Source organism: Thermus islandicus DSM 21543 (genome assembly GCF_000421625.1).
Lineage (GTDB): Bacteria > Deinococcota > Deinococci > Deinococcales > Thermaceae > Thermus > Thermus islandicus.
In genome coordinates this window covers 183,516-209,555 of record NZ_ATXJ01000002.1, presented here as the reverse complement: position 1 = coordinate 209,555, position 26,040 = coordinate 183,516, and the positions used below count along the sequence as shown (strand labels likewise).

Here is a 26,040-nt window from a genome sequence, read left to right as displayed (position 1 = left end):
AAGCCCTATGGAACCCATCTGGTACCCTTCCCCCGAGGAGGCCCAAACGGGCCGGCTTTTCCGCTTCATGGAGGCCCTGGGCTTTGAGGACTACGAGGCCTTCTACCGCTACAGCGTAGAGGAGGCCGAGGACTTCTACCACCAGTTCTTCACCCATCTGGGCCTGCCCTGGCGTAAACCCTACGCCCGGGTGGTGGAGGGGGACTTTCCCTTCCCGCGGTTCTTCCCGGAGGGGAGGCTCAACCTGGTGGAGGCCTGCCTGCGCCACGACCCCGACCGGCCCGCCCTCATCCACGAAACCGAGGACGGCCAGACGCGAAGCCTCAGCTACGGGGAGCTCTACCGGGAGGTGGCCCGGGTGGCGGCGGGGCTCAAGGCCATGGGGGTGGGACGGGGGGACCGGGTGGGGCTTTGGCTACCCATGGGCCTCGAGGCCGCCGTTCTCCTCCTGGCCACCGCCTGGGTGGGGGGCATCGCCATCCCCATCTTCTCCGGCTACGCCGCCGAAGCGGCGAGCGTCCGGCTAAAGGACGCCAAGGCCAGGCTCCTCATCGTCCAGGACGGCTTCCTGAGGCGGGGGAGGCCCGTAGCCCTCCTCTTTGAGGCCCGGAAGGCCCTGGGGCTTTCGGGCACGGAACGCCTCCTGGTGGTACGCCGCCTGGGGCTTCCCCTCGAGGCGGGGGAGGCGGACTACCAGGACCTTTCGGGCGAGGCCTCCTCCCCGGAGGAGATGGAGAGCATGGACCCCTTCATGCTCATCTACACCTCCGGCACCACGGGACGCCCCAAGGGGACGGTGCACTACCATGCGGGCTTCCCCCTGAAGGCCGCCTTGGACATGGCCCTCCTCTTTGACCTTAGGGAGGGGGAGCGCCTCTTCTGGTTCACTGACCTGGGCTGGATGATGGGGCCCTGGGCCATCCTGGGGGGGCTCCTCCTGGGAGGCACCGTCTTCCTCTACGACGGGGCGCCCGACTACCCGGGCCCAGACCGCCTTTGGCGAATGGCCTCGGCCCACCGGATCACCCACCTGGGCCTCTCCCCCACCCTGGTGCGGGCCCTCATCCCCCATGGCGAGGCACCCGTAGGGGCCCACGACCTTTCCTCCTTAAGGGTCCTCGGCTCCACGGGGGAGCCCTGGAACCTCGAGGCCTACCTCTGGTTCTTCCGCACCGTGGGGAAGGAGCGCCTTCCCATCGTCAACTACTCCGGCGGTACCGAGGTGGCCGGAGGGATTCTGGGAAACGTCCTGCTCAAACCCATCAAGCCCATGGGCTTTAACACCGCCGTTCCCGGCATGAAGGCCGCCGTCTTGGACGAGGAGGGAAGGCCCGTGGTGGGGCGGGTGGGGGAGCTCGCCGTCCTCGCCCCCTGGCCCGGGATGACCCGGGGCTTCTGGCAGGACGAAGCCCGCTACCTGGAAACCTACTTCCATAAGGTGCCCGGGGTTTGGGTCCACGGGGACCTGGCCCTCCTGGACGAGGAGGGTCACTTCTTCATCCTGGGGCGCTCCGACGACACCTTGAAGGTGGCGGGGAAAAGGGTGGGTCCCGCCGAGGTGGAGACCGCCGCCACCCGCCACCCCGCCTTAAGGGAGTGCGCAGCCATCGGGGTGCCCCACCCGGTGAAGGGGGAGGCCATCGTCCTCTTCGCCGTGCTCCAGCCGGGCCACACCCCTTCCCCAGCCCTCGCCGAGGAGGTGGCAGAGAAGGTGGCGGAGGCCCTGGGAAGGCCCCTCCGCCCCGAGCGGGTGCTCTTCGTCCCCGACCTGCCCAAGACCCGGAACGCCAAGGTGATGCGCCGGGTGATCCGGGCCGCCTTCCTGGGCCAGGACCCCGGGGACCTCTCCGCCCTGGAGAACCCCGAGGCCGTCCGGGCCATCCAGGAGGCCGCCCAAGGGTGAGGGTCCTGGCTCTCCTCCTCTTGGGGAGCCTCGCCCTGGCCTCCCCCCTGGAGGAGGCCCGCGCCCTTTACGCCCGGGGGGAGATGGAAGGGGCCCTGGCCCGCCTCAAGCCCCTCCTTTCGGGCTACGACCCCCCGGAAGAGGCTCTCCTCCTTTCGGGCTTCGCCCACCTGCGCCTGGGAAGGGCAGAGGAGGCCCTCTACGCCTTCTCCCGCCTGGTGGGGACGCTTCGGGGCGGGGCGGAGGCCCTCTTTGGCTTTGGCCTCGCGCTCAGGGCTAAAGGGGACCTCGAGGGGGCAAGAAGCGCCCTGGAGGAGGCGCTCCGGCAAGGCTACAGGGACGCCGAACCTATCCTCCGCACCCTCCCTCCCCCTTCCCCACCCGCCCCCAAGGCCCGCAAGGCCCCGCCCCCCTTCCGGGCGGAAAAGGGGGCCTTTTTTGTGGGGGGAAAGCCCCTAAGGGTGCGGGGGGTGAACCTAGGGGTGGCCCTCCCAGGGCGCTTCCCCGCGGAGTTCCCCGAGGCCCTATGGCTTTACCGGGCCTGGCTGGAGCTTTTAGGAAGCATGGGGGCCAACGCCGTCCGGGTCTACACCCTCCTGCCTCCCGCCTTCTACCGGGCCCTCCTCCTCCACAACCTGACCCACCCCGAGAGGCCCCTCTACCTCTTCCAGGGCGTCTGGACGGAACTCCCCGAGGAGGAGGGCTACAGGGACTGGGAGGGCGCCTTCCTGGAAAAGTTCCTCCTGGAAGGGCGGGAGGTCCTGGACGCCCTCCACGGCAACCTCCGCCGCCCGCCTAAGCCCGGCCACGCCCACGGGGACTACACCGCCGACGTCTCCCCTTGGACTTTGGGCCTCCTGGTGGGGCGGGAGTTTGAGCCCTACTCCGTGGCCGCCTACAACGAGCGCCACCCGGGGCGGGCCTACCGGGGCTGCTTTGTAGAGGCCCTCCCCGGGGCGAGCCCCTTTGAGGCTTATCTCGCCGAGGTCCTGGACCGCCTGGCCCAGTACGAATGGGAGGCCTACGGCACCGCCAGACCCCTTTCCGTGTCCAACTGGCCCACCCTGGACCCCCTCCACCACCCCACAGAAAGCACCCGGGAAGAGGAAAAGGCCCTGAGAAGGGCAAGGGGCGAGCGGGTCCCTGAGGAAGCGGTCAAGGAGTACAACAACGACCAGGTGAGCCTGGACATGGCTAAGATCCGGCCCCGCCCGGGAAGCCCCTTCACCACCTTTGCCAACTACCACGCCTACCCCTACTACCCCGACTTCATGAACCTTGACCCCACCTACCGCAAGGCCGTGGGGCCCTTCGGCCCCTCCAACTACTTCGGCTATCTCCGGGATCTGAAGGGCCACCACGGGGATCAACCCATCCTCATCGGGGAGACCGGGGTCCCAAGCAGCCGAGGTCTCGCCCATTTTCAGGCCCAGGGCTTCCACCACGGGGGCCACTCCGAGGAAGCCCAGGCCTTCATGGACGCAAGGCTCGTCCAAGAGGTGGAGGCGGCTGGTTTGGCCGGGGTCTTGGTCTTCGCCTTCCTGGACGAGTGGTTCAAGAAGAACTGGCTCTTCATGGACCTGGAATACCCCCCGGAGCGGGACCCCCTCTGGCACAACCTCCTGGACGCCGAGGAGAACTACGGGCTTCTCGCCGCCACCGCCAAGGGGGCTTTCCGCCTAGACGGCAACCCCGGGGAGTGGGAGAAGGTGCCCTTCCTCCTCCGGGAGGAGGGCCGCTTTCTCAAGGCCCACGCCGATCCCGAGTACCTCTGGCTCCTCTACCGGGGTCCCCTGCCTCTAAAGCTTTACCTGGACACGGTGCCGGGAGGGGTCCAAGTGGCCGAGGGCTTCGGGGCCGAGTTCGCCCTCGAGGTGGGCCCCGAAGGGGGAAGGCTTCTTGTGGAAAAGGACTACTACCCCTACCGGGAGCTCTCCCACGGCCTTCCGGGAACCGAGTTCCTCCACTTCCGGGGGTTCACCAAGCCCGGCGGAGGCCCCTTCGTCCCCTTCGTCCTGGAGCCCAACCGTCGCCGCACGGGCCGGGACGGCACCGACTACCCCCGCAAGACCTACGAGCTGGGGGCGCTGAGGCGGGGGGAGGACCCCTTGGGCGCCCGCGACCCCACCGCGGACTACGCCCTGGGGCCCGAAGGGCTTCTGGAGGTGCGCCTTCCCTGGGGCCTGCTCCTTATCGCCGACCCGAGCCGCCCCACCGCCTGGTACGCTCCCGAACCCATCCCCATAGAGGGCGTAAACCTCCTCCTGGAAGGGGGAAAGCCCCTCCGCTTCGCCTGGACCCCCTGGGAGGCCCCCGCCTTCTCCTTGCGGCTCAAGCCCCTCTACTTCCGGCTGAAAGAGCTCTGGCGAGGGCCCTGAGGGGAAGCCCCAGGAGAAAGCCCGCCAGGAGGAAGAGGCCAACCCCCCCCAAGGCTCCGAGGCCGAGAGGCAGCAGGGCTTCCCTAGGGGTCCGCCCTTCCCAAAACTGCCCCAGCAAAAGCCCCGGGAAGGCGGCCAAAAGCCCCGCAAGGAAGACCCGGGTCAGGTAGGGGGGGGCGTAGGCCACCGGAACCCCTTCCCGCCGAAGGCGCGCCAGGTAGAGGAAAAGCCCCAGGTAGCCCGCAAGGGCGGTGGACAGGTTGAGGAGGAAGAGGCCCGCGTCCTTTAAGAGCCAGTAGCCCAGGGTGTTCAGGAGAAAGACCAGGGCGCTGGCCATCACCGCTTCCCGCACCTTCCCCAGGGCGTAGAGGCCCCTTAGAAAGAGGGTGTTCACCCCCCAGGGAAGTACGGCGAGCCCCAGGGCGGCCAGCACCTCCGCGCTGTAGGCCCGGTTCTCCGGGGTGAGGGGGCCGAAGAGGCCGAAGAGGAGGACCACCAAAAAGGGCGCGAGGCCGGAAACCAGCCCCCCCAGGAGGGAAAGCACCAGGCTCAGGCGCTCAAAGGGGCCCCGGAGAAAGCGCCCTAGGTCTTCCCCCTTCAGGGTGCTCATACGGGGAAAGAGGGCGATGGCGGGGCTGGTGGCGAAGAGGCCCAGGACCATCTGGAACACCACCTCGGCGTTGTAGAAGCCCGTGACCGCCGCCGGGGGGTAGCGGGTAAGGATGTTGGTGAGGACCAGGTTTAAAAACTGCCTGAGGGAGGTGGTGAAGGCGAAGGGCCCCATGCGAAGGAGAGCGGGGAGAAAAGCCTGGTGCCAGCGCCACTCCAGGCGGAAGCCCCGGAGGAAGGGGAGCTGGACCAAAGCCTGGAGAAGCCCCCCCAGGGCCACGGAGAGGCCCAGGGCCGTGGGATTTCCCGGGAAAAGGACCATGAGGCCGATGGCCACCAGGTTGAAGGCGATGGGGCCCAGGGCGTAGGGCAGGAAGCGTTCCTCGGCCTGGGTGAGGGCGGAGAAGAGGGCGGCCATGGAGAGGCCGAGGAGGAAGGGGAGGAGGAGACGGGTGAGGTAGACCACCTGGGCGAAGGCCTCGGGCTCCCTTAGGTGGCTCCCTTCCGCCACCAAAAGCCCCGCCACGAGGGGGGCGAAGAGGTAGCCCAGGCCCAGGACGAGGAGGTTCACCCCCAGGAGAAAGGCGGCGAAGCGGCGGGCGAAGGCCCTGGCCTCCTCGGGGGGAAGGCTCTTGAGGAGCGGGATGAGGGCGTTCTGCACCGCCCCCTCGGCGAGGAGTTCCCGGAGGAGGTTCGGCACCCGGTAGGCCACGTTGAAGGCGTCCTTGAGGGCGTCCGGGTAAAGGGCGTTGAAGACCGCCTGGCGCACGAGGCCCAAGACCCTCGAGGCCAGGGTCCCCCCCATGACCAGGAGGACCTTACGGACCATTCCCCTCCAGCGCCTCCTGAAAGGCCTCGAGGAAGCCCGCCTGGCTGACCACGGTGAGCCCGTGGAGGGCGGAAAGCTCCTTGGCCCGGGTCCGGTCCATGCCCAGGAGGACGAGAAAGCTCTCCTTTTGGGAAAGGCCTAAGACCTTCTTGAGCCCGGCGTACTTGGCGATGTGGGCCTGGAACTCCCCGGTCTTCGCCTCAAACCAGTAGACCCGGTCCCCCACCCGCGCCAGAACGTCCAGCTCCATGGCCTCCCCACCGGGAAGGGCCACCTGGTAGCCCACGGCCACCTCGTGGGGCAGGTTTTTGGAGCGGAGGTACTTCCTGAGGCGCTCGGCTACGTACCGCTCCAGCCATCCCCCGGTGAGGAAGTTCTGCACGAACCCCTCGGTGCTGGCCTTGGCCCGGATGCGGCGCTCCTCGCTCTTGTAGTGGTAGCTCGTGAGGAAGGCGTACTGCTTGAGAAGGGTGCAGAACTGGGTGGAGTTGGCGATCTCCTCCTGGGTGGCCTCGGCAAGGGAAAGCTCAAACTGGCGCTTGGTGGAGAGGCTTTGCTTGAGGCGCTCGTAGAGCTTTTCCAGGCTCGGGTAGCGGTCCCCCAGGAAGAGGGCCAGGCGGGTGAGGACCTTCTCCTTTTCCTCGTCCTCGGGCTCGGGCTTGCGCACCACCTGGATGCCCCGCTCCTTGAGCCACTCCTCCAGGGTGAAGGCCCCCTTGGGCCTTGGGGCCTCCGGAAGGGGCTTGGGGGAAGGCTCCTCCTCCAGAAGCCGCCACATCTCCCCCGCCAGGGCGAGGAAGCGGGCCCGGCGGGGGTCCCCCTGAACCTCCAGCCCCGGGGGAAGGATCCCGGAGCGCAGGGCGTCCACGAGCCAGGCCTCCAGGGCCTCCCGGAGCGCTTCCCGGGCGGCCTCGAGGTGCGGGGCCTCTACCCTAAGCCCTACCCCGGGCAGCTCGGCCACAAAGCGGCCTGGACCCAAGAGGTCGTAGCGGGCCTGGGCCATGGCCCGTTCCAGGTAGCGGGTGATCGCGCCCACGCCCTCAAGCATAGCAAGGAAAAGGCCAGGGCCCCGGTCTCGCCAGGGCCCCGCTGGTGCCGGGGACGGGACTCGAACCCGTACGGGGGCTACCCCCCAGCGGATTTTAAGTCCGCAGCGTCTACCGTTCCGCCACCCCGGCGGGCGCTTCCCATGCTACTAAAGGGGGAAATCCTCGCCAAGCCTCAAGGTGAGGTCCGCCCCCAAGACCGCCTCCCCGGAGACCCGGTAGGGCACCCCAAGGGCCTTCCCCAGGGCCTGGGCCAGGAGGCCGGGGCCGTTCTCCAGGACCTCGGTGCGGGTGGGCGCGAGGTCCACGGGATGGCGGAGGGTCTTCAGCCCCAGGGCGGCGAGCCGGGCCTGGGCCTTCTCCACCAGGGCCTCCTGCCCCGGCCCGTAGACCAGGGCCACCACCCGTCCCCCCAAAGCCGCCTCCTCCTTCGGGGCCTCTTCCCCGAAGTAGGTGGCCAGAAGGGCGCGCAGGGCGTCCCGGTCCACCTCCCAGCCACCCCCGAACCGACCGGGGAGGAGGAGGCTCACCAGCCCGGGCCGCTTCATGGCGAAGCCCAGAAGGGCCCCCCGCTCCTCCCGGGTGAGGTCGGTCTCCACGTAGGGCTCCACCGCGGCCACCGCCCGGGGCAGGCGGAGGAGGCCGGAGGGGGTCAGGAGCTGCTCCTTTAGGGCGTGGAAAAAGGCCTGCTGCCGCTGGATGCGCCCGATGTCCCCCAGGGCGTCCTTGCGGAAGCGCAGGTACCCTTCGGCCTCCTCTCCCTTGAGCACCCGGCAGCCCGGCTCCAGGTCAATGGAAAGCCCCGCCGCCGTGTCCCGGTAGCGCATGGGCCGCTCCACGCAGACCCTAACCCCCCCCAGGGCGTCCACCAGGGCCCTCAGGGCCTCGAGGCTCACCACCACGTAGCGCTCGGGGCGCACCCCCGTGATCTGGGCCACGGCCTCCTTCATGAGCTCGGGGCCCCCCAAGGGGCTTGCGGCGTTCACCTTGTGCCAGCCGTACCCGGGAAGGTGCACCCAGGTGTCCCGGGGAATGGAGAGGACCACCACCCGGTTCGCCTGGGGGTCCAGCCGGACCAGGAGGATGGTGTCCGCAAGGCCCCGGAAGCGCTCGGGGGCCCTCCGGTGGTAGCCCGAGTACTCGGGACTGGAGCCGTAGACCAGAAGGGTGAGGGGCGCCCTCAAGCCCTCCCGGGAGGGGAGGGCTCCCTGGCGCACCGCGGGGCCCAGGAGGGGGTAGGCCCAAAGGCCTAGGGCCGCAATGAAGAAGAGGAAGAGGCCGAGGAAAAGACGCCGCACAAGGGCCTAGTCTACCGCCTCGAGGGTGAAGTGGATTAGGGGAAGCAGTAGGTGGTGTCCGTCATCACCCGGTCGGCCCGAAGGAGGCCGTAGCCGGTCTGGGGGTCGTAGCTGCCCCCGTTGGAGGCGGTCTGGGTCAGGCAGAGGCGGATCTGGTCGGGGCTCGGCCCTCGGCCGTAGCGGGCGTAGTGCTCGGCCACGTAGAGCGCGGCCAGGGCGCTGGCCTGGGGCGCGGCGAAGGAGGTGCCGACCCACTTAGCGTAGGCGCCGAGGGTCTGGTAATAGGGGTAGTTCTGGCCGAGGGCCAAGGACCAGAGGGTCTGAAGCGGGTTCTTGTTCCCCGCCGCCGCCAGCACCAGGTCCGCAGGCTGGGTGGAGTAGTTGGAGAAGTCGGAACGGGTTCCGTCCAGCCGGGCGGAGCCCACGGCCAACACCCCCGGGTAGGCCGCCGGGTAAAAGAGGCCATCGGTGCCCGCGTTTCCCGAAGAGGCCACGGGAAGGGTGCCCTTGGAGAGGGCGTAGCCCAGGGCCTGCTGCACCACCCCGTCCAGGGGCGTGGAGGTCCCCAGGCTGAGGTTGGCCACGGCGGCCCCCTGGTCGGCAGCGTAGCGCAGGGCGGCCGCGAGGACGGCCGAAGAGGAGATGTATTCTCCCCCAACCCAGTAGAAGACCTTGAGGGGAAGGACCTTCACCCGGTTCAGGCCCGCCCCGGGGATCCCCCGGTTGTTGTCGGCCACGGCCGCCACCAGCCCCGCCACCCCCTGGCCGTGGTCGGCCTCGCCATCCGTATAGGCGTACCCTTGGGGGGGCGGGGACGGGCTCAGGTCCTCGGGGGCTAGGCCGTCCGGGGTGAGGTTCCGCCCCGGGAGGAGGCTAGGCTGGAGGTCGGGGTGGTTCGGGTTGAAGGCGGTGTCCAGGACGGCCACCACCGGGGTGCAGCGGGGGGAGCCCAGGAGGTCCCAGGCCGCCTCCAGGCGGATGGCCTGGTAGTAGGGCTGGAGCCTCGAGGCGTCCAGTGGGCTCGCAGGATACAAGGGGTCGTTGGGGGTGAAAAGGGGGCGGTAGAGGTAGTTGGGCTGCACCCACCGGGCCCCGGCCCGGAGGAGGGCCGCCGCCTTCGCCGCCTCCTCGCCCGGGGAAACCCGGACGCGGAGGAAGCCTCCAGGAAGGCTCCCCAGAAGCTCCACCCCCTCCACGCGGCCGGCGAGGGCCTGGGGGGTGATCCCGCCGGGGAGGACCAGGAGCTCTCCCGGCACGTGGGGAGCCGAGAAATCGCCCAGGCCCTGGGGCTCGGGCGGAAGAGCCTGCAGGGTGAGGCCCTGGGGGGTCGGGGCGCAGGAGGCGGAGGGAGGGGGCGGCGGCGGGGTCTGGGGGCAGGCGGTGAGGAGGAGGGCCGCGCCCAAAAGGAGGGCGGGCAAAGCGAGCCGCTTCATGCCCCCCACTATACCCCTGGGGGCACCTGGCCCGCCTTAAGCCTGCCCTAAGGTTTCCTCCAGGCGGGCGGCAAGCTTCTCCAGGAAGCCGAAAAACATGGGCCCGTAGTGGGCGAGCTCGTCCCCGTCCGTGGCGGCCACGGGGAAGTCCCAGCCCCTTTCCCTGGCCAGGGCCCTGGCCTTCTCCAGGGGGTTCTTCCCCCAGGGCTTGGGCTCGTAGAGGAAGAGGTCCGGGGCTCTCCGCCTCACCTCCTCCAGGTCCGGCGCGAAGTAGGCCTGGGGCACGTCCAGGAAGAGGGGCTTAAGGCCCATGTGCAAAAGGGCCTGGGCGATGTAGCTCCCCCGGCCCACGGTGATGGGCCCACCCAGGTCCATCTCAAAGTAGACCCTGAGGGCGAAGCGCCCCTTCAGGGAGGCGTAGCGGCCCGCGAGCTCGTGGGCCAGGGCGGTGGCCCTTTCCTCCAGGTCCAAAAGGTGGCCAAGGGTGGAGAGGTTCTCCAGGATCCCGTAGGGGCTCGTGGGCAGGGGGACGGCGTAGACGGGAAAGCCCTCCTCCTTAAGCCTAAGGGCCTGCTCCCGCTGGACCCCTGTGGAGAGGAGCACGAGGTCGGGCTTTAAGCTCCTCAGAAGCTCCAGGCGGGTCTTGGTGTAGGAGGCCACCACGGGGAGGGCGAGGACCTGGGCCGGGCGGTGGCAGAAGGCGCTCCGGCCCACCAGGCGGTCCCCAAGCCCCAGGGCGAAGAGGGCGTCGGTGAGGTTGGGGGCCAGGGAGACGAGGCGGGAAAAGCGGTCGGGAAGCTCCAGAGGGCCTAAAAGCTCGTGGAAGAGCCTCATCGCCTGAGGTCCAAGGAGCGGGCGTGGCCCTCGAGGCCCTCCGCCCGGGCCAGGAGGGCCCCCTTTTCGGCCAAGGTCCGCACGGCCCCTTCCGAAAGCCCCAGCACGGGAATCACCTTGAGGAAGTCCCGCACCGCCAAGCCCCCCTGGAAGCGGGCCGTCCCCGAGGTGGGCATCACGTGGCTGGGCCCGGCGATGTAGTCCCCCAGGGCCTCGGGGCTTCCCTCCCCCAGGAAGACCCCTCCGGCGTTTTGCACCCGGCCGAGCCAGGGCAGGGGGTCGGCGAGGGCCAGGCAGAGGTGCTCCGGGGCGTAGAGGTTGGCGAGGGCAAAGGCCTCCTCGAGGTCCCGGGTGAGGACGAGCCCTCCCCTTTCCAGGGCCTTCCTGGCCACCTCGGCCCGGGGCAGGTCCTGGATCTTTTGGGAAAGCTCCGCCTCCACCCTCTCCAAAAGGGGCAGGTCCGGGGAAAGGAGCCAGGGCTCGGAGTCGGGCCCGTGCTCCGCCTGGGCCAGGAGGTCGGCGGCAAGAAGCCGGGGGGAGGCGGAGCCGTCGGCGATGATGAGGGTTTCCGTGGGCCCCGCCAGGCCGTCCAGGCCCACCACGCCGAACACTTGCCGCTTGGCCGCCACCACATAGGCGTTGCCCGGGCCCACGATCTTGTCCACCCGGGGTACCCGCTCGGTGCCGTAGGCCAGGGCGGCGATGGCCTGGGCCCCCCCCATGGCGAAGAGGCGGTCTGCCCCGGCCACCCAGGCGGCCGCCAGGATCCCGGGGTGCACCCTGGGGGGGCTTGCCACCACCACCTCCTCCACCCCCGCCACCTTAGCGGGGACCACGGTCATGAGGAGGCTGGAAAGCAAGGGGGCGCTCCCCCCGGGCACGTAGACCCCCACCCGGGCCAGGGGGCGCACCAGCTGGCCCAGGACCCCGCTTTCGTCCGCCCGGAGGAACCCTCCCCGGGCCTCCTCACGGTAGAAGGCCTCAATGCGCTCCCTGGCCGTCTCCAAGGCGTCGCGCAGCCCTTCGTCCAGGTCCTCATAGGCCTGGCGCCAAGCCCTCTTGGGGATCTCCTCCACCGGGTGGCCGTCCAGATCCAGGCTGAAGCGGTCCAGGGCCCTGTCCCCTTCCTCCCGCACCGCGGCGAGGATCCCCCGGACGATCTCCTCCACCTTGGGGTCAAAGGAAAGGCCCCGGCGGGCGAAGCGCGGCCGTACCTCCTCCGGGCGGTAGATCATGCCCTCACTATACCCAGCGGCGGCGCCTTTTGGGCTCCACCTCCACGCCCTCCAGGACCGCCTCAAACACGTGGTCCCCCACCTGCTGGGCGATCCTCACGGGAACCCCCTCCTCTAGCTCCACCAGGGAGAGGCCGGGGCGGAGGCGGAGGTGCCGGCGCACCCTGCCCTCCACCTCGAGGTCGGAAAGCCGCTCCACGTAGGCCCTTCCCCCCGGCATGGGGAAGCGGGCCACCTCCCCGGGTTCCAGGGGGAGCCTGGGAAGAAAGAGGAGGAGGGAAAGGGGGTCGTGGTAGGGAGCAAGGTAGGGCAGGGCCAGGCTCTCCTTCCCCTGGGTCACCAGGACCACCCCCTCCTCCTCGAGGCGCTCCACGGTGAAGACCCTCACCTCCCGCCCCTCCACCCGTTCGGCAAAGTAGCGGGAAAACCCCTCTCGGTCCGTCTCCGTCTGCCAGCGCTGGCGGGTCTTGAGGGGCAGGCTCACCTCCGCCTGGAGCACCGCCTTCGCCCCCCCTTCGTGGGGGCGGACCTCCAGCCTGCCCTCCCCTATGGGCTCCCCGGCAAAGAAGTAGCGGTAGAGGTAGGTGGTGGGCCTTTCGGTCATGCCCCTAGCGTACCTTGATGGTGAGGGGAGGGCCCGGCACCTCGAGGAGGTAGTCCACAGGGTCCCGCCCCGGCACCCGGATGCGCAGGCGGTAGACCCCCTTCTGGTCAAACTCCGCCCGGCCCGGGGCCACGAGAAGGACCCTTCCGGGGACCATCCGGGAGCCCTGGGGCACCTCGAGGAGCACCACCTCCGCCCTTTCCGTGGGGGGCTCGGTGCGGAACTCCATGGCGTAGCCCTCCCCAGAGGCCGGCCGGGGACGGAGGAAAAGGGCCGAAAGGCCCGCCAGGCCGAGGAGGAGGAACAGGGCCAGGAAAAGCCTCCTCTTGGGCCTCGGCGGCTCCACTACGGGAAAGGGAGGCTCCTCCCGCTCCTCAATGCGGATCACCCGGGGCCGGCTTGGGGCCTTCTCCGGCTCCGGAGCCGGGGGAGGCTCCGGGGGAGGCTCGGCCACGGGCTCCACCAGGAGGCGCCGCCGCGCCGGGGAGGGACCGGGGGGTTCCGGCTCCGGTTCCCCCGGAGGGGCCTCCCCCTGAGGCTCGGGGGGGGGTTCCGGGAAGAGGTCCTCCAGGCGCCGCTCCCCCCTCTCCAGGGCCTCGAGGGCCTCCCTCAGGGGAAAGGCCTTCCAGTCGGCGGCCAGGCCCCGGGCCAGGGAGGCCACGGCCTGCTCCGGGCTTCCCTTGAGGGCCTCCAGCCCCGCCCCGGCCAGCCAGATCCCCCTCCCCTTCACCAGGCAGAGCTCTGCCGGAGGGGAAAACTCCACTCCTCTCTTCCGCAGGGCCAGGAGCAGGCGGGCCAAGGCCTCCACCCAGTGGACCAGCCGGCCCGGGTCGGCCGCCCCCCGGTAGTGGCTCAGGGGCATGGCCCCCAGAGGCCACTCCAAGACCCAGGCCTCGGGGCTCCTCTCCACCAGGGGCAACACCCCCTCCATGGCCACCGGTTCCCCTTGGGCCCCCTTCAGCACCATCACCGGCATTCCGGTGCGGGTATCCTGCCCCTCATACACGGTAATGGTTCCAACACGGGTGAGAATGCGCCGCAGCCAATACTGGCCTAAAACCTCCATCCCTCTGAGTATACGCACCGGCCCATGAGGAGGCTTATAATCTGCCAAAGGTAGGGCCCTAAGGCCGGAAAGGAGCGGGGATGGAGTTCAAAATCACCTTGACCACGGAGGAGATCGTTCGGGGCTTGAAGCACTACCGCCGCATCGCCAAGCAGGACATCCTCCGGGCGCCGGAAACGCCCCACCCGGAGTTCTTCCGCCGCCACGCGGAGGCCCGGCGCGAGGTCTACGCCCGGCTGGCGGAGGTGGCGGAGGCGGAGGGTCCTGAAGCTGTGGTCCAGTACGCCCTGGAACTCTACAAATCCCTGCCCTTTGTGACCGGCACCCCGGAGGACCAGCACCCCGAGATCAAAGGCCAGGAAAACGCCCTGGAGAACTTCTTCCTCATGATCGGCCTGGACCCCAAGACCAGGCGGGAGGCCCGCAAGGCAAGAAAGCCCCTGCAATGACCCTGGAACTCCTGGAAGCCCAGGCCAAGGCCTGCACCGCCTGCCGCCTCAAGGAGGGGCGCACCCAGGTGGTCTTCGGGGAGGGGGACCCGGACGCCCGGCTCATGATCGTGGGGGAGGGCCCGGGAGAGGAAGAAGACCGGACGGGCCGGCCCTTCGTGGGCAAGGCCGGGCAGCTTTTAAACCGCATCCTCGAGGCCGCAGGAATCCGCAGAGAGGAGGTCTACATCACCAACATCGTGAAGTGCCGCCCTCCCCATAACCGCGCCCCCCTCCCCGACGAGGCGAGGATCTGCACGGAAAAGTGGCTTCTCAAGCAGATAGAGCTCGTCGCCCCCCAGATCCTCGTGCCCCTGGGGGCGGTGGCCGCGGAGTTCTTCCTGGGGGAGAAGGTCTCCATCACCAAGGTCCGGGGCCGGTGGTACGAGTGGCACGGGATCAAGGTCTTCCCCATGTTCCACCCCGCCTACCTCCTGAGGAACCCGAGCCGGGCCCCGGGAAGCCCCAAGCACCTCACCTGGCTGGACATCCAGGAGGTCAAGCGGGCCTTGGAGGTCCTTCCCCCCAAGGAGCGCCGCCAGGTGCGGACGGTCAGCCAGGAGCCCCTCTTCTAGCCCTCAGGGGCGGGCCCAAGGGGTGGTGAGGAGGGGAAGGGGGCTCAGGAAGGGCTCGGCGTAGTCCACCCCCAAGTAGTTTCCCCAGTAGCGGCGCAGGGCCTTGCGGGCTTCCACCCCCTTGGGCCCCACGGTCTCGCTGGCCGCCTCCCCCGAGAACTGGCTCCGGTAGGCCAATACCGCCCGCTCCCACAGGTCTATGAAGGCGGAGATCTTCACCAGGAAGCCCGGGGTGAAGGGGTGGTTGCCAGGGTAGAAGAAGAGCCGCTCCACCCGGTGGGGCTCCCCCTCGAGGGGGGCCTTTTTGAGGGCGGAAAAGTGGACCGCGGCCACCACGAGGCGGCTCGCTGCGGTGTGGTCGGGGTGGCGGTCGGCCTCGAGGGGGGCGAGGACGATCCGGGGCCTGAGCCGCCGCAGGGCCCCCGCCAGAAGGAGCCTCGGCTCAGGGAGGTCGGCAAGCCCCCCATCGGGAAGCCCGAGGTTTCCCCGAAAGTCCAGGCCCAGGATCCGGCTCGCTTCGGCCACCTCCTTCTCCCGCTCCTCCGGGGTGCCCTTGGTGCCCATCTCCCCCCGGGTGAGGTCCAGGATCCCCGTGGAAAGCCCCTCCGCCTTGGCCCGGGCCAAGGTCCCCCCGCACCCGAGCTCCCCGTCGTCGGGGTGGGGGGCGATGACCAAGAGGTCAAGCATCCTCTTCCTCCAAGATCTGCCGAAGCCCTTCCGCCTGCACAAAGCCGCCAAAGTCCAACCCTCGGGTGTAGCGCAGGATTTTCTTGGAGGCTTCCCACATGTCCCGCAGGAAAAGCCGATAACTACGCGACACGAACGGCCTCCCTCAACACCTGAGGAGCCGCCCATGGCTTCAAAGCCCCCTTCATCACCAGGTCCACGGGGTTCCCCAGAACGGATTCCAAAAACTCCTTTACCCGCCAGTAGCCCTCAAAACCGGGGGGAGAAGCTAAAACCACTAGAAGGTCCACATCGCTCCCGGGTGTGGCCTCACCCCGGGCTACCGAGCCAAAGAGGTAAAGTCCCTCCACCCCTAAGGCGCAAAGCTCAGGCCAGCGGCAGCGAAGCAGGGCCAGGACCTCCTCCTTCCGCACGCTTCCAGTCTAGCGCACCTCCACCCGCTCCCCCAAACGCCTTTCCGTCCCCTCCTGGAGGCGCTTTAGGTTTTCCCGGTGGGTCCAGAAGAGGAGGAGGACCATGAGGAGGACCGTGGCCACCTCCCAAAGGGGCCTCCCCAGGGCCAGGGCGAGGACAAAGCTCGCCACCCCCCCGGTCAAGCTCCCCGCCGAGACGTAGCGGGTGAGGAGCATCACGCTCACCCCGATGGGGAAGGTGAAGAGGGCGAGCAAGGGGTCCAGGAAAAGGAGGGTGCCGAAGCTCGTAGCCACCCCTTTCCCCCCCCTGAAGCCGAGAAAGAGGGAGTAGGTGTGTCCCAGGACCGCCATCAGGGCCACCCCGCCCAGCATCCAGCCGGAAAGCCCGAAGGCCCGGGCGATAAGCACGGCGATTCCCCCCTTGAAGACATCAAAGAAGGCCACCACCAGGGCTGGCCCCCACCCGAGCGCCCTCAGGACGTTGGTGGCCCCGATGTTCCCCGAGCCCACCTTGCGCAGGTCCACCCCATAGGTCCTAGCCACCAGCACCCCGGCGGGCACGGAGCCGAAGAGGTAGGCGAGGAAAAGGACCAGGAGCACAGATCCCATGCCAAGCCATTCTACCCCCCCATTTGGGGGATGTCTCGGAGGCAACCCCGGGTTATCCTTAGATCAGGTCAAGGGGGTGTAAGCGTTGAGGAAAAGGGGGCTTACCGTTATAGAGTTGCTCGTCGTTATCGGCGTATTGGCGGTGGTCCTGGCCCTTGCTGCGACCAACCTCTTTGGCTTTCGCCGCCAGCTGACCCTGGAAGACGCCGTCAACACCTTCACCCAAGACCTACAAACCTGCCGCACCAACGCCCTGTCTTGGGGAGACAACTGCCGCATCCGCATCACAGGGAGCCAGACCTACGTCATGGAGAGAAGGGTGGGCGCCGGTTCTTACTCCGTGGTGCTCGCACAAAGCCTACCTTCTGGGACCAGCTTCGCCAATGTCTCTACTGGGGCCTGGTTGGAGTTTGATCCCCGCACCCTCCTGAGCACCAGTCCAGGTTTCCCCAGCACGGGCGGGGGCGTGGTGGCCCCGGAGGTGCGGATCGCCAACGGCAGCAAGACCTTCCGGCTTATCCTCTCCATGACCGGAGCCGTAAAGACGGCACTCCAGTGAGGAGGTGAAATGAGGCGCTCCCACGGTCTTACCTTGGTTGAGGTGTTGATCGCTCTTTTGATCCTAGGCCTGGTGGCCGGAGCGTTCACCACTACGTTGGTCTCCAGCTTGCGGATGAACAGCGACGACCGAATCAGGGCCCGGGCTATCGCCGCGGCAGAGACCTGGCTGGACCGGTTCCGGGCCAAAAGCCTGGACTTTAACGCCTTCACTACGGCGCAGCGCTACCCCTACGGCTACAACTATGCCAGCGATCCCACGTTTGTGGCCGCAGGCGACCCCAACCCCACAGTCCTGAACCAGGAGTGGGGTCCGTTCCGGTTCACCGTCCAGACCCGGAGCTTCTCCACTTCTCCCCAGGTCTGGACCGTAACCGTGACCACGTTTTACAGAAAGACGGGAGGAGGTGAGGCTAGCTTTGCTCTCAGCACGCTCGTATACCAATAGGGCCGGGTTCACGCTGGTGGAGCTCCTGGTAGCCCTAGCCATCCTTGGGGTGCTCTCCACCCTAGCTCTTAATGCTTTCACCCAATCCCTCAACTACAAGCGGCACGAGGACCTCAGGCTGAAAACCCAGCAGAACCTTAGGGCAGCCCTGCACTACATCACCCAGGATCTTCGTTCTGGTGCCTACTTGCACGTTTGGCACCAGAACCCCTGCGACGCCACTCGGCCCTGTAGCAACCACACCCAAGTGGCCATTGTAGACCTCACCGGGGACTCCTCCCCTGTGGCCGAGCCACCGGGAAACAGCTTCACAAACTCGGCGGAAACAGGAATCTGCGACGCCCGGACCTTCCAGGAGGGCGATCTGGCCCTCCTGTACAATGGGGGCCAGGTACAGCTCCTGCGCATCACCCAGCGCCAGCTCATGGCCAACTACGCCCAGGCCTGCTCCGGCCCCCCCAACCCTAACCGCGACAAGATACAGCACAACCGGGATAAGATCTCCGGTCAATGGACGAACAGCGCCTACATGTTCAAGGTGGACCTGGCCACCTACGTGGTGCGGGACGACCCTCTGGAGGCCGGCCGGAAGGTGCTCTACCGGATGACCGGCTACGACGGTACCGGGACCAGCGGGGCCGGCATTGTGGCCTTCGGCATCACCGGCTTGGAGGTCTGGTATGGGGTGCCGGAGGATCCGAACGCCCAGTCCTCGCGCCTCGTCTTTTACCCCACCCTCGAGGACGCCGCCAACGCCTTCAGCGCTCAGGGGTATTCGGCCACGCCGGGCGGTGGCAAGTACATCGGCACCCTGGTGCGGGCCGTGCGGGTCGCCCTGACGGGTCAGAGCCCCGGAAACCTTCCCGGTAAGGGTGCTCCGGACACCCTCACCGTGACGGAAACCGTGGAACTGAGGAGGTGAGCGATGCACCGTAGAGGCGTTGCACTGATCGCGGTCTTGGTGGTGGCCGCCGTGATGACCATCGTGGGGAGCCTCCTCTTCATGGGCACCCTCGGGGATCTGCGGCAGACCCGCTCCACCCTGCAAGCAGCCCAGGCGCGGGCTGCGGCCGAGGCCGGGCTCACCTACGCGCGCTACGCCATGGAGGTGGCCCGGGGGGACATCAAGGCGATCCTCGCTCCCAAAATGAACCTCACCGCCAACCCGGCCACGGAATGGGTTCTTCCAGAGAGCCAGTGGCCCGGTATCGCCTCAGCCATCCAGAGCCTCCTCAACACGGGCTACGGCTCCCTCCCCTCGGGAGCCGTGGACCAAGGGCAGGCCTCCGTGCAGTTCACCATCACCCGCTTCCGCGGGAACACCAAGGGGGCCACAGCCCAAACCTACCGGGCCGACTACGTGGTGGTCTCCACCGGGCAGGTGGGCCCGGCCAGGCGGCGCACGGAGGAAAAAGGGTACTTCGAGATACAACTGGGGCGGCCCGCCCTCTCCCAGTGGCTCTTCCTGGTGGACGACGCCGGGGGCGAAACGGGATTCTTCCCCACGGGCACGGTCTTCAACGGCCCTGTCCACGCCAACCACAATTGGGGCTTCTGGGGAAGGCCCGTGTTCCGGGACGTGGTGAGCACCAGCGACGACGGGGCCTGGTACTGGAGCCTGGGCAGGGACGGGTGTACCGGAGGAAGACGGGTCTGGGTGCGGGGCGACTCCCGCCCCCCCTGCACGGTGCCCGACTTTCAGAAGGGCTTTCTGCGCGGCCAGCCTCCGATTGAGCTTCCCACCTCCACCCTTTCTCAGCAGCGGGCCGCCCTGGGCTTGGACCCGATGGACACCTCCACCCCCTCCAATAAAGACATCTGCTCCGCCCTGGGTCTTAAAAAGGGCTGTCCTCCGGTGAAGAACGGGGTCTACCTGGTGAACGATGGCACCAACGTTACCGGCGGCATCTACGTCCAGGGGAACGTAGACCAGCTGGTCCTCCAGGCCACGGGAACGGGACAGCAGATCTATACCTTTAAACAGGGAAGCGACACCTGGGTGATCACCGTGGACTACACGACCAACACTACCGCCGTCACTAAAAACGGCGCGCCTGTCGGGACCTACACGGGCACGCCCAACGGCCCCGCGTCCCTGGGTACGGGGGGACCAACTGGCCAGATCTATGTAACGGGCCAGATCAAGAGCCTACAGGGACCCCCCCGCACCGGTCCCCTTCCTTGTGGAGTGGACTACCCCGGGAGCTCCGACAACTGCCCGGACCACCCGCCTCCCGCCCAGATCCCTCCAGCCCTCTCCAAGGAGACCCAGCTCCACATCACCGCCGTGGGAGCCATCGGCCTCACGGGGGACCTGGTCTACGAATGCGACCCCACCAAGGTGACCGACCCCGGCTACCTGGCCACCAAGCCCCGATGCAGCCTGGGCGCAGGGCAAACCCTCCCGACCGTCCTCGGGGTGATGTCCCAAAACGACAACATCTACATTGAGGATAGCCCTATAAAGGCGCCAGACAACCTCTACCTCTGGGGCTCCTATCTCTCGGGGGCTTCGGGAAAGGGCTTGGCGGTGGAGAACTACAGCGGCCGCGGCAAGCAGGGTAAGCTCCGCCTCTTCGGAGGCCTTATCCAGTCGGCCGATCAACTTCGCGGCATCGTTGACGACTCGGGACGGCTACAGTCGGGATACATAGAAACCTACGATTACGACCTCCGCTTCGCGGATAGCGCCCTGGCCCCCCCCAACTTCCCCACGGTTAGGGTCTTTGACGTGCAAAAGGTCCAGGCCACACCTCTCTCTTTCCGGGAGTTTTAGCTGCTCGCCGAGGTGTAGCTCCTTAAGGCCAGGCGGAAGAAGCCCCGGGCCAAGAAAAGGAGGAAGAGGGTGAGGAAGAAGGCATAGAAGGGGGTTTCCTCCCTCCTCAGCGCCGCCTCTGCGGGCACGGTGGTGAGGAAGGCCACGGGCACCACGAAGGTGAAGAAGACCCGGTAAAGGGCGGGGTAGCTGGAGACGGGAAACCGCCCCGCCTCCAGAAGCCCCCTCAGCACCTCGGTCACGTTGTAGACCTTCACGAACCAAACGCTGGTGGTGGCGAGGAGGAACCAGAGGCTGTAGAGCATAAGGGCCCCGAGGAGGAAGTAGAGGCCGAAGAGGGCGTAGTCCCCAGCACCCAGGCCCAGGCGAACTCCCGCGTAGAGGAGGAGGCCGAGGCCCAAGAGGAAGTCCCCCAGGCCCCAGGGGGAGAAGACCCGCAAGGAGAGCCAGAACTGGGGGTCTATGGGCTTTAGAAGGACGAAGTCGAGAGTGCCCTGCTGCACGTGCTCCACAATCTTGTTGAGGTTGGGGGCGAGGAGGGCGCTCGCCAGGCCCTGGAGCAGGGTAAACGCAGCGAGGACCAAAAAGGCCTCCTCGAGGGCCCACCCCCCGGGGCGGTACCCGCCCTGGTAGAGGAGGTGAAGCCCGAAGAGGGCGCCGAGGAGGGTGAGGAGGGAGGAGAGGAGGCCCAGGAGGAAGTTCCCGCGGTACTCCACCTCCACCGCCAGGGAGGTGAGGAGAAAGAGCCTTAAAACCTTCAGGTAGCGCACCCACCCAGGGTAGACTTGGAGGCATGGCGGGCGCAAGCCCCACGGTCTTAGCGGAAGACCTCACCCGGCACTACCGGGTGGCCCTGAAGGAGGAGACCCTTCTCGGCACCCTGCGCCACTTCCTGAGGCGGCAGTACCGGGTGGTGCGGGCGGTGGAAGGGGTCTCCTTCCAGATCCAGCCCGGGGAGGTGGTGGGGTTTTTGGGCCCCAACGGAGCGGGCAAGACCACCACGCTTAAGATGCTCACAGGGCTCGTCCACCCCACGAGGGGAAGGGCTCTGGTGGCGGAGCACGTGCCTTGGCGGCGGGAAAAAGCCTTCCTCAAGAGGATCACCCTGGTCATGGGCAACAAGCAGCAGCTCATCTGGGATCTCCCCGCCATGGACTCCCTGCGTCTGAACGCCGCCATCTACGAGATCCCCGAAGGGGAGTTCCGCAAAAGGGTCCTGGAGCTCTCCGAAATGCTTTCCCTCACGGAGAAGCTTCATCAGCCCGTGCGGAAGCTCTCCCTAGGGGAAAGGATGAAGGCGGAGCTCCTCGCCGCCCTCCTCCACCGGCCCCAGGTCCTCTTCCTGGACGAGCCCACCCTGGGCCTGGATGTGAACGCCCAGGTGACGGTCAGGGAGTTCATCCGGGAGTACAACCGCCGCTATGGGGCCACGGTCCTCCTCACCAGCCACTACATGGCCGACATCGCCGCCTTGTGCGAACGGGTGCTGGTGATCCACCAAGGGAGGCTCCTTTATGACGGCAAGCTGGGGGGGCTTCTGGAGCGCTTCGCCCCTTACCGCGAGGTGGGCCTCACCCTCCGGGTGCCCCTTCCCCGGGAAGCCCTTCTGCCCTTTGGCGAGGTGCGGGAGCTGGAGGGCCGGGAAGCCCGGCTCCTCGTTCCCCGAGAAAGGCTCACCGAACGGGTGGCAGAGATCCTTGGAAGGCTTCCCGTGGAGGACCTCGAGGTCAAGGAGCCCCCTCTGGAAGAGGTCATCGGCCGGGTCTTCCAAAGCCCAACGGAGGCGCGGCCGTGAGAAAGGCCAAAACCCTCCTCTCGGTCTACCTCGCCTACATGCTGGAGTACCGGGCGGAGCTCTTCCTCTGGGCCCTGGCGGGGGCGCTTCCCCTCATCCTCCTCGGGGTCTGGAGCGAGGCGGCAAAGGGCGGGGGCTTCCCCCTGACCCCTGGGGAGTTCGCCCGCTACTTCCTTATGGTCTTCCTGGTGCGCCAGGCCACGGTGGTTTGGGTGGTGTGGGAGTTTGAGCGGGACGTGGTGGAGGGAAGGCTCTCCTTCCGGCTCCTGAGGCCCTTGGACCCTTTCTTTGACCACCTTGCGGCCCACGTGGCGGAAAGGCTCGCCCGGCTCCCCTTCGTGGTCCTCCTCACCCTCGTCTTCTTTGCCCTTTTCCCCGAGGCCCGCTTCCTGCCGGAGCCGGGGCCCTTCCTCCTGGGGCTCGGCCTTACCCTCCTCGCCTTCTTCCTCCGTTACCTCATGCAGTACACCACCGCCATGCTCACCTTCTGGACGGAGCGGGCCACCAGCGTGGAGGAAGTCTTTTTTCTCCTTTACCTTTTCCTCTCGGGGACCATCGCCCCCCTCGAGGTCTTCCCGGAAGCCGTGCGCCACTTGGCCCTCCTCACCCCCTTCCCCTACCTGGTCTACCTGCCCGCCGCCCTCCTCGCCGGGCAGAAGGTGAGCCTCTTTCCCGGCCTATGGGTCATGCTCTTCTGGGGCGGGGTCTTCCTCGGCCTCTGGCGGATCCTTTGGACCCTCGGCCTCAGGCGCTACTCGGGCCACGGGGCATAATGGGGGCATGGCCACCCGCTACCGCTTCCGGGTAGCGGTGGTCTTGGTCCAGTCCCCCTTGCGGCTTTCCGAGGACTTCTTCCCCGGGGTCAGGCTCCCTTGGGCGTAGCCACGGGGTAGAGCAGGGCGTAGGCGTAGCCGTCGGTGAGGGCCTTGAGGGAGGCCTCGAGGATGTTCTCGCTGGCCCCCACGGTGCTGAAGCGCTCCTCCCCCCGCCGCATCTCCACCATCACCCGCACCCCCGAGTTCGTGCCCGCCTCCTGGCCCGAAAGGATCCGCACCTTGTAGTCCGTGAGCTCCACGTCGCCAAGCTCAGGGTAGAACTGGAGCACGGCCTTGCGGAAGGCCCGGTCCAGGGCGGAAACAGGCCCAAAGGGGCTTTCCGCGGCGGTGTGCTGGAGGCTCTCCCCCACCCGGACCCGCACCGTGGCCTCGGCCCAGGCGGTAGCGAGGCCGCTTCCGTGCACAAAAACGGAGAAGCCCTCCACCTGGAAGGGAAGGCTTCCCCCCTTGAGGCGGTGGGCCAGGAGGTAAAAGCTCGCCTCCGCCCCCTCAAAGGCATAGCCCTCATGCTCCAGGGCCTTGACCTCCTCCAAAAGGCGCCTCGCCTCCTCCTTGGAGAGGTCCACCCCAAGCTCCTGGAGCTTGGCGAGGAGGTTGGAGCGGCCCGCCACGTCGGAGACCAAAAAACGCCTCTGGTTTCCCACCCACTCCGGGGGGAGGTGCTCGTAGGTGCGGGGGTTTTTGAGCACGGCGGAGACGTGCACCCCCGCCTTGTGGGCGAAGGCCGCCTCCCCCACGTAGGGGGCGCGGCGGTTGGGGGTGAGGTTGGCCCGCTCGTCCACGAAGTGGGCAAGCTCCCTTAGGCCCTTTAGCCTCTCCGGCGGGAGGGCGGGGACCCCGTACTTGAAGACCAGGGTGGGGAGGAAGCTCGTGAGGTTCAGGTTGCCGCACCTTTCCCCGTAGCCGTTGATGGTCCCCTGCACATGGGTGGCCCCGGCCCGCACCGCGGCGAGAGCGTTCGCCACGGCAAGCTCGGCGTCGTTATGGGGGTGGATGCCCACCCGCACCCCCGGGAAGCGCTCCACCACGGCCTGGGTGACGGCGTAGACCTCCTCGGGGAGGCTTCCCCCATTGGTGTCGCAAAGGACCAGGGTATCGGCCCCGCCCTCTAGGGCGGCCTCGAGGGTGGCGAGGGCGTAGGCGGGGTCTTCCTTGTACCCGTCAAAGAAGTGCTCGGCGTCGTAGACCACCCGCTTCCCCCTCCGCGCGAAGAAGGCCACCGTCTCCCCGATCATCCTGAGGTTCTCGTCCAGGGTGGTCTCCAGGGCCTCCAGAACGTGGAGGGTCCAGCTCTTGCCAAAGAGGACCACCACGGGGGTCTCGGCCTCGAGGAGGGCCAGCACCGAAGGGTCTTCCTCTGGGGAGAGGCCCTTCCTCCTCGTGGCCCCGAAGGCGCAAAGCTTCGCCTCCCCCAGGTCCACCCCCTTCATCCGGGCAAAGAACTCGGCGTCCTTGGGATTGGAGCCGGGCCAGCCCCCCTCAATGAGGTGAATCCCGAAGGCGGCAAGGCGCTTCGCAATGGCCACCTTGTCGTCCACGGAGAGGCTTACCCCCTCCCCTTGGGTGCCGTCCCGCAGGGTGGTGTCCAGGATTTCTACCATCTTTACCCCCCTAGGTCAAACCCGCAGGCCACTTCCCAGAGCTCGGTCCCGCCCGCAAAAGCACCCCGCCCAGGCGCTCGTAGAAGCCCCGCCCCTGGAGGACCCAGACCCACCGACCCCCCCTGGAACAGGGCCCGCCCCAGGCCCTTCCCCTGCCAGGCGGGAAGGACGTAGAGGGCCCAAAGCTCCGAAAGCCAGAAGCCCGATCCGGCCCGAAGGCGGCGAAACCCACCACCTCCTTGGACTCGGCCAGGAAAAGCCGGCCGGGCCAGGTGGGGGTCTTCTGGCCCTGGGCCCACCTCTCCGCCTGCCCCTCGTAGGAAGGCCTCCGGCACCACGCCCCGGTAGGTGGCCCGCCAGGTGTCCACCTGGACCCGGGCCACCCCAGGGCGGATCCGCACCACGGGCGCTTCCTCAAAGCCCCCACCCCTAGACCCCGCGGTGGACCTCCTCAATGGAGGGCGGGTGGCGGGTGGCCCGGCCCGAGGCCAGCTTTCCAGCGGCGTCCAGGAAGGCCCGGGCGCTGGCCTCAATGATGTCCGGGGAGACCCCCATGCCCACGGCCTGGAGCTCCCCAAGCCGGAGGCGCACCGTCACCTGCCCCAGGGCCTCCGTGCTCCCCGTGACCGCCTCCACCCGGTAGAGCTCAAGCTCAGGGGTCAAGCCGATGGCCTCCTCCAGGGCCTTGTACACCGCGTCCACGGGGCCGTCCCCCGTGTGGGTGGCCACCCTTTCCCCGTCCGGGGTCCTCACCTTGACCGTGGCCGTGGGCAGGAGGCCGGAGCCCGAGAAGAACTGGACGTGGAGGAGCTCAAAGAAGGTGGAGGCGGGCTCCCGCTCGCTTTCCACCAGGGCCTGGAGCTCCTCGGCGGAAAGGGGCCCCTTCTTCTCGGCGATCTCCTTAAAGCGGGCGAAGAGGAGCTTGAGCTGGTCCTCCGTGAGGTCCTTGTAGCCCAGGTCCTCGAGGGCCTTTTTGAAGGCGGCCCGGCCCGAGTGCTTGCCGAGCACCAGCACGGCGGGGCGCCTCCCGATGAGCTCGGCGTCCATGATCTCGTAGGTGCCCCGGTGCTTGATGACCCCGTCCTGGTGGATCCCCGACTCGTGGGCGAAGGCGTTGTCCCCCACGATGGCCTTGTTGGGGGGAATGGGCATCCCGGTGTAGCGCTCCACCAGGCGGCTCACCCGGTAGATCTCCCGGGTGTTCACCTGGGTGTAGGCCCGGTAGAAGTCCCGGCGTACGTAGAGGGCCATGACCACCTCCTCGAGGGAGGTGTTCCCCGCCCGCTCCCCGATGCCGTTGATGGTGCACTCCACCTGGCCCGCCCCGTTCAGCACCCCCGCCAGGGCGTTGGCCGTGGCCAGGCCCAGGTCGTCGTGGGTGTGGGTGGAGATGACCACGTCCCGCCCCCGCACCACCTCGTCGCGGATCCTGCGGATCAGGGCCCCGTACTCCTCCGGGGTGCCGTAGCCCGTGGTGTCGGGGATGTTGATGGTGGTGGCCCCGGCCTCCACGGCCACCTCGTAAAGCCGCTTCACGAAGTCAAAGTCCGCCCGCATCACGTCCTGGGCGGAGAACTCCACGTCGTCCACGTAGCGCTTGGCGTAGCGGACCATCTGGTCCGCCATCTCCAGGACCTCCTCCTCCGTCTTCTTGAGCATGTACTGGAGGTGGATTTTGGAAGCCGAGGTGAAGACGTGGATCCTGGGCTTTTCCGCCCGCTCCAGGGCCTTGGCCGCCTGGTCAATGTCCAGGGGGTGGGTGCGGGCGAGGGCGGCGATGACGGGCCCCTTGACCTCGGTGGCGATGCGCCTTACCGCCTCAAACTCCAAAGGCCCCGATACGGGGAAGCCCGCCTCGAGGATGTCCACGTTGAGCCGGGCCAGGGCGTGGGCGATCTCCAGCTTCTGGTCCAAAGAGAGCGCCACCCCAGGGCTTTGCTCGCCGTCCCGAAGCGTGGTGTCAAAAATCCGGATGTGCCTCTCCTTCTCCATGGCTCACCTCCCAAGTGCCCCCACAGC

26 protein-coding genes and 1 tRNA gene are annotated in these 26,040 nt (G+C 67.9%); 10 read left to right on the top strand and 17 right to left on the bottom strand.

The genetic code is table 11. The annotated features are described in order from the left end of the window. Positions 1 to 7 precede the first annotated feature (7 nt). Both H531_RS0103565 and H531_RS0103560 read left to right on the top strand, forming a co-directional pair. Positions 8 to 1,903: an AMP-binding protein gene (locus H531_RS0103565; protein WP_022797988.1), complete on the top strand. Its 1,896-nt coding sequence runs from the start codon at positions 8 to 10 to the stop codon at positions 1,901 to 1,903. Further along, positions 1,900 to 4,281, top strand: coding sequence for a tetratricopeptide repeat protein (locus H531_RS0103560; RefSeq protein ID WP_022797987.1), 2,382 nt, complete (start codon positions 1,900 to 1,902; stop codon positions 4,279 to 4,281). The genes H531_RS0103565 and H531_RS0103560 overlap by 4 nt, the downstream gene beginning before the upstream one ends. Here H531_RS0103560 and murJ read toward each other — a convergent pair. The 9 genes from murJ to H531_RS0103515 all read right to left on the bottom strand — a co-directional run bounded on the left by murJ (position 4,235) and on the right by H531_RS0103515 (position 13,235). Next, complete coding sequence (murJ, locus tag H531_RS0103555; RefSeq protein WP_022797986.1) at positions 4,235 to 5,719, bottom strand: murein biosynthesis integral membrane protein MurJ; 1,485 nt, start codon at positions 5,717 to 5,719, stop codon at positions 4,235 to 4,237. The two genes, H531_RS0103560 and murJ, sit on opposite strands and share 47 nt — an antisense overlap. Then, positions 5,709 to 6,767 (bottom strand): hypothetical protein, encoded by a 1,059-nt coding sequence (locus H531_RS0103550; RefSeq protein WP_033399255.1) that lies wholly within the window; start codon positions 6,765 to 6,767, stop codon positions 5,709 to 5,711. The genes murJ and H531_RS0103550 overlap by 11 nt, the downstream gene beginning before the upstream one ends. 42 nt (positions 6,768 to 6,809) lie before the next feature. Beyond that, positions 6,810 to 6,897, bottom strand: a tRNA-Leu gene (locus H531_RS0103545). A 17-nt stretch (positions 6,898 to 6,914) separates the two neighbouring features. Then, the gene (locus H531_RS0103540) at positions 6,915 to 8,063 is read right to left on the bottom strand and encodes an LCP family protein (RefSeq protein ID WP_022797985.1); all 1,149 of its coding nucleotides are present in this window, start codon (positions 8,061 to 8,063) and stop codon (positions 6,915 to 6,917) included. Positions 8,064 to 8,098: 35 nt separating this feature from the next. Continuing rightward, positions 8,099 to 9,496 (bottom strand): S8 family serine peptidase, encoded by a 1,398-nt coding sequence (locus tag H531_RS0103535; protein WP_022797984.1) that lies wholly within the window; start codon positions 9,494 to 9,496, stop codon positions 8,099 to 8,101. Positions 9,497 to 9,532: 36 nt separating this feature from the next. Further along, positions 9,533 to 10,330, bottom strand: coding sequence for an ABC transporter substrate-binding protein (locus tag H531_RS0103530; protein WP_022797983.1), 798 nt, complete (start codon positions 10,328 to 10,330; stop codon positions 9,533 to 9,535). Continuing rightward, positions 10,327 to 11,565: a histidinol dehydrogenase gene (hisD, locus tag H531_RS0103525; protein WP_022797982.1), complete on the bottom strand. Its 1,239-nt coding sequence runs from the start codon at positions 11,563 to 11,565 to the stop codon at positions 10,327 to 10,329. The genes H531_RS0103530 and hisD overlap by 4 nt, the downstream gene beginning before the upstream one ends. 7 nt (positions 11,566 to 11,572) lie before the next feature. After that, entirely contained in the window at positions 11,573 to 12,169 is a 597-nt protein-coding gene (locus tag H531_RS0103520) for a hypothetical protein (RefSeq protein ID WP_022797981.1), read from the bottom strand. 4 nt (positions 12,170 to 12,173) lie between these two features. Continuing rightward, complete coding sequence (locus H531_RS0103515; protein ID WP_022797980.1) at positions 12,174 to 13,235, bottom strand: hypothetical protein; 1,062 nt, start codon at positions 13,233 to 13,235, stop codon at positions 12,174 to 12,176. Positions 13,236 to 13,315: 80 nt separating this feature from the next. Between H531_RS0103515 and H531_RS0103510 the strand changes: the two genes are divergently transcribed. After that, the gene (locus tag H531_RS0103510; protein WP_022797979.1) at positions 13,316 to 13,684 is read left to right on the top strand and encodes a hypothetical protein; all 369 of its coding nucleotides are present in this window, start codon (positions 13,316 to 13,318) and stop codon (positions 13,682 to 13,684) included. Beyond that, positions 13,681 to 14,298, top strand: coding sequence for a uracil-DNA glycosylase (locus H531_RS0103505; RefSeq protein WP_022797978.1), 618 nt, complete (start codon positions 13,681 to 13,683; stop codon positions 14,296 to 14,298). Before H531_RS0103510 ends, H531_RS0103505 begins: the two co-directional genes overlap by 4 nt. A gap of 3 nt (positions 14,299 to 14,301) precedes the next feature. Here H531_RS0103505 and bshB1 read toward each other — a convergent pair whose 3' ends face one another. Genes bshB1 through plsY form a run of 4 tightly spaced genes read right to left on the bottom strand, consistent with a single transcriptional unit; the run spans position 14,302 to position 16,007 of the window. Beyond that, on the bottom strand, positions 14,302 to 14,985 hold the full coding sequence (gene bshB1 / locus H531_RS0103500; protein WP_022797977.1) for a bacillithiol biosynthesis deacetylase BshB1: 684 nt from the start codon (positions 14,983 to 14,985) through the stop codon (positions 14,302 to 14,304). Beyond that, positions 14,978 to 15,118 (bottom strand): ribonuclease HepT family protein, encoded by a 141-nt coding sequence (locus tag H531_RS14440; protein WP_169562197.1) that lies wholly within the window; start codon positions 15,116 to 15,118, stop codon positions 14,978 to 14,980. Before H531_RS14440 ends, bshB1 begins: the two co-directional genes overlap by 8 nt. Next, entirely contained in the window at positions 15,108 to 15,398 is a 291-nt protein-coding gene (locus H531_RS0103490) for a nucleotidyltransferase family protein (RefSeq protein WP_022797975.1), read from the bottom strand. The genes H531_RS14440 and H531_RS0103490 overlap by 11 nt, the downstream gene beginning before the upstream one ends. 9 nt (positions 15,399 to 15,407) lie before the next feature. Continuing rightward, on the bottom strand, positions 15,408 to 16,007 hold the full coding sequence (plsY, locus tag H531_RS0103485; protein ID WP_022797974.1) for a glycerol-3-phosphate 1-O-acyltransferase PlsY: 600 nt from the start codon (positions 16,005 to 16,007) through the stop codon (positions 15,408 to 15,410). Between the two features lie 85 nt (positions 16,008 to 16,092). Here plsY and H531_RS0103480 point away from each other — a divergent pair, with 85 nt between their 5' ends. The 4 genes from H531_RS0103480 to H531_RS0103465 are packed head-to-tail and all read left to right on the top strand — an operon-like array spanning position 16,093 to position 19,789. After that, the gene (locus H531_RS0103480) at positions 16,093 to 16,566 is read left to right on the top strand and encodes a pilus assembly FimT family protein (protein ID WP_022797973.1); all 474 of its coding nucleotides are present in this window, start codon (positions 16,093 to 16,095) and stop codon (positions 16,564 to 16,566) included. 9 nt (positions 16,567 to 16,575) lie between these two features. After that, positions 16,576 to 17,013, top strand: a complete 438-nt coding sequence (locus tag H531_RS0103475; protein ID WP_022797972.1) for a type IV pilus modification PilV family protein — start codon at positions 16,576 to 16,578, stop codon at positions 17,011 to 17,013. Beyond that, a complete protein-coding gene (locus tag H531_RS0103470; protein WP_281167129.1) occupies positions 16,973 to 17,935 on the top strand; it encodes a PilW family protein in 963 nt (320 codons plus the stop codon). The genes H531_RS0103475 and H531_RS0103470 overlap by 41 nt, the downstream gene beginning before the upstream one ends. 3 nt (positions 17,936 to 17,938) lie before the next feature. Next, complete coding sequence (locus tag H531_RS0103465) at positions 17,939 to 19,789, top strand: DUF4900 domain-containing protein (RefSeq protein ID WP_022797970.1); 1,851 nt, start codon at positions 17,939 to 17,941, stop codon at positions 19,787 to 19,789. Here the strand turns inward: H531_RS0103465 and H531_RS0103460 are convergent. Next, positions 19,786 to 20,559 carry an ABC transporter permease gene (locus tag H531_RS0103460; protein WP_028490621.1) on the bottom strand — a complete coding sequence of 258 codons (774 nt, stop codon included), beginning with the start codon at positions 20,557 to 20,559 and terminating at the stop codon, positions 19,786 to 19,788. The genes H531_RS0103465 and H531_RS0103460 overlap by 4 nt on opposite strands. A gap of 23 nt (positions 20,560 to 20,582) precedes the next feature. On the opposite strand from H531_RS0103460, the gene H531_RS0103455 reads away from it, so the two are divergent. Next, positions 20,583 to 21,584 carry an ABC transporter ATP-binding protein gene (locus H531_RS0103455; protein ID WP_022797968.1) on the top strand — a complete coding sequence of 334 codons (1,002 nt, stop codon included), beginning with the start codon at positions 20,583 to 20,585 and terminating at the stop codon, positions 21,582 to 21,584. Then, complete coding sequence (locus H531_RS0103450; protein WP_022797967.1) at positions 21,581 to 22,357, top strand: ABC transporter permease; 777 nt, start codon at positions 21,581 to 21,583, stop codon at positions 22,355 to 22,357. Before H531_RS0103455 ends, H531_RS0103450 begins: the two co-directional genes overlap by 4 nt. Positions 22,358 to 22,446: 89 nt before the next feature. Here H531_RS0103450 and cimA read toward each other — a convergent pair whose 3' ends face one another. Genes cimA through H531_RS0103430 form a run of 3 tightly spaced genes read right to left on the bottom strand, consistent with a single transcriptional unit; the run spans position 22,447 to position 26,013 of the window. After that, complete coding sequence (cimA, locus tag H531_RS0103440; RefSeq protein WP_022797965.1) at positions 22,447 to 24,021, bottom strand: citramalate synthase; 1,575 nt, start codon at positions 24,019 to 24,021, stop codon at positions 22,447 to 22,449. Between the two features lie 2 nt (positions 24,022 to 24,023). Further along, positions 24,024 to 24,425 (bottom strand): GNAT family N-acetyltransferase, encoded by a 402-nt coding sequence (locus H531_RS13425; RefSeq protein WP_245540655.1) that lies wholly within the window; start codon positions 24,423 to 24,425, stop codon positions 24,024 to 24,026. Positions 24,426 to 24,450: 25 nt separating this feature from the next. Continuing rightward, a complete protein-coding gene (locus H531_RS0103430) occupies positions 24,451 to 26,013 on the bottom strand; it encodes a 2-isopropylmalate synthase (RefSeq protein ID WP_022797964.1) in 1,563 nt (520 codons plus the stop codon). Positions 26,014 to 26,040: the final 27 nt, after the last annotated feature.

Coding starts and splice junctions, on each gene's coding strand:
- H531_RS0103565 (WP_022797988.1), top strand. CDS start 8: ATGGAACCCATCTGGTACCCTTCCCCCGAGGAGGCCCAAACGGGCCGG.
- murJ (WP_022797986.1), bottom strand. CDS start 5,719: ATGGTCCGTAAGGTCCTCCTGGTCATGGGGGGGACCCTGGCCTCGAGG.
- H531_RS0103550 (WP_033399255.1), bottom strand. CDS start 6,767: ATGCTTGAGGGCGTGGGCGCGATCACCCGCTACCTGGAACGGGCCATG.
- H531_RS0103535 (WP_022797984.1), bottom strand. CDS start 9,496: ATGAAGCGGCTCGCTTTGCCCGCCCTCCTTTTGGGCGCGGCCCTCCTC.
- H531_RS0103530 (WP_022797983.1), bottom strand. CDS start 10,330: ATGAGGCTCTTCCACGAGCTTTTAGGCCCTCTGGAGCTTCCCGACCGC.
- hisD (WP_022797982.1), bottom strand. CDS start 11,565: ATGATCTACCGCCCGGAGGAGGTACGGCCGCGCTTCGCCCGCCGGGGC.
- H531_RS0103520 (WP_022797981.1), bottom strand. CDS start 12,169: ATGACCGAAAGGCCCACCACCTACCTCTACCGCTACTTCTTTGCCGGG.
- H531_RS0103515 (WP_022797980.1), bottom strand. CDS start 13,235: ATGGAGGTTTTAGGCCAGTATTGGCTGCGGCGCATTCTCACCCGTGTT.
- H531_RS0103510 (WP_022797979.1), top strand. CDS start 13,316: ATGGAGTTCAAAATCACCTTGACCACGGAGGAGATCGTTCGGGGCTTG.
- H531_RS0103505 (WP_022797978.1), top strand. CDS start 13,681: ATGACCCTGGAACTCCTGGAAGCCCAGGCCAAGGCCTGCACCGCCTGC.
- bshB1 (WP_022797977.1), bottom strand. CDS start 14,985: ATGCTTGACCTCTTGGTCATCGCCCCCCACCCCGACGACGGGGAGCTC.
- plsY (WP_022797974.1), bottom strand. CDS start 16,007: ATGGGATCTGTGCTCCTGGTCCTTTTCCTCGCCTACCTCTTCGGCTCC.
- H531_RS0103475 (WP_022797972.1), top strand. CDS start 16,576: ATGAGGCGCTCCCACGGTCTTACCTTGGTTGAGGTGTTGATCGCTCTT.
- H531_RS0103465 (WP_022797970.1), top strand. CDS start 17,939: ATGCACCGTAGAGGCGTTGCACTGATCGCGGTCTTGGTGGTGGCCGCC.
- H531_RS0103455 (WP_022797968.1), top strand. CDS start 20,583: ATGGCGGGCGCAAGCCCCACGGTCTTAGCGGAAGACCTCACCCGGCAC.
- cimA (WP_022797965.1), bottom strand. CDS start 24,021: ATGGTAGAAATCCTGGACACCACCCTGCGGGACGGCACCCAAGGGGAG.
- H531_RS0103430 (WP_022797964.1), bottom strand. CDS start 26,013: ATGGAGAAGGAGAGGCACATCCGGATTTTTGACACCACGCTTCGGGAC.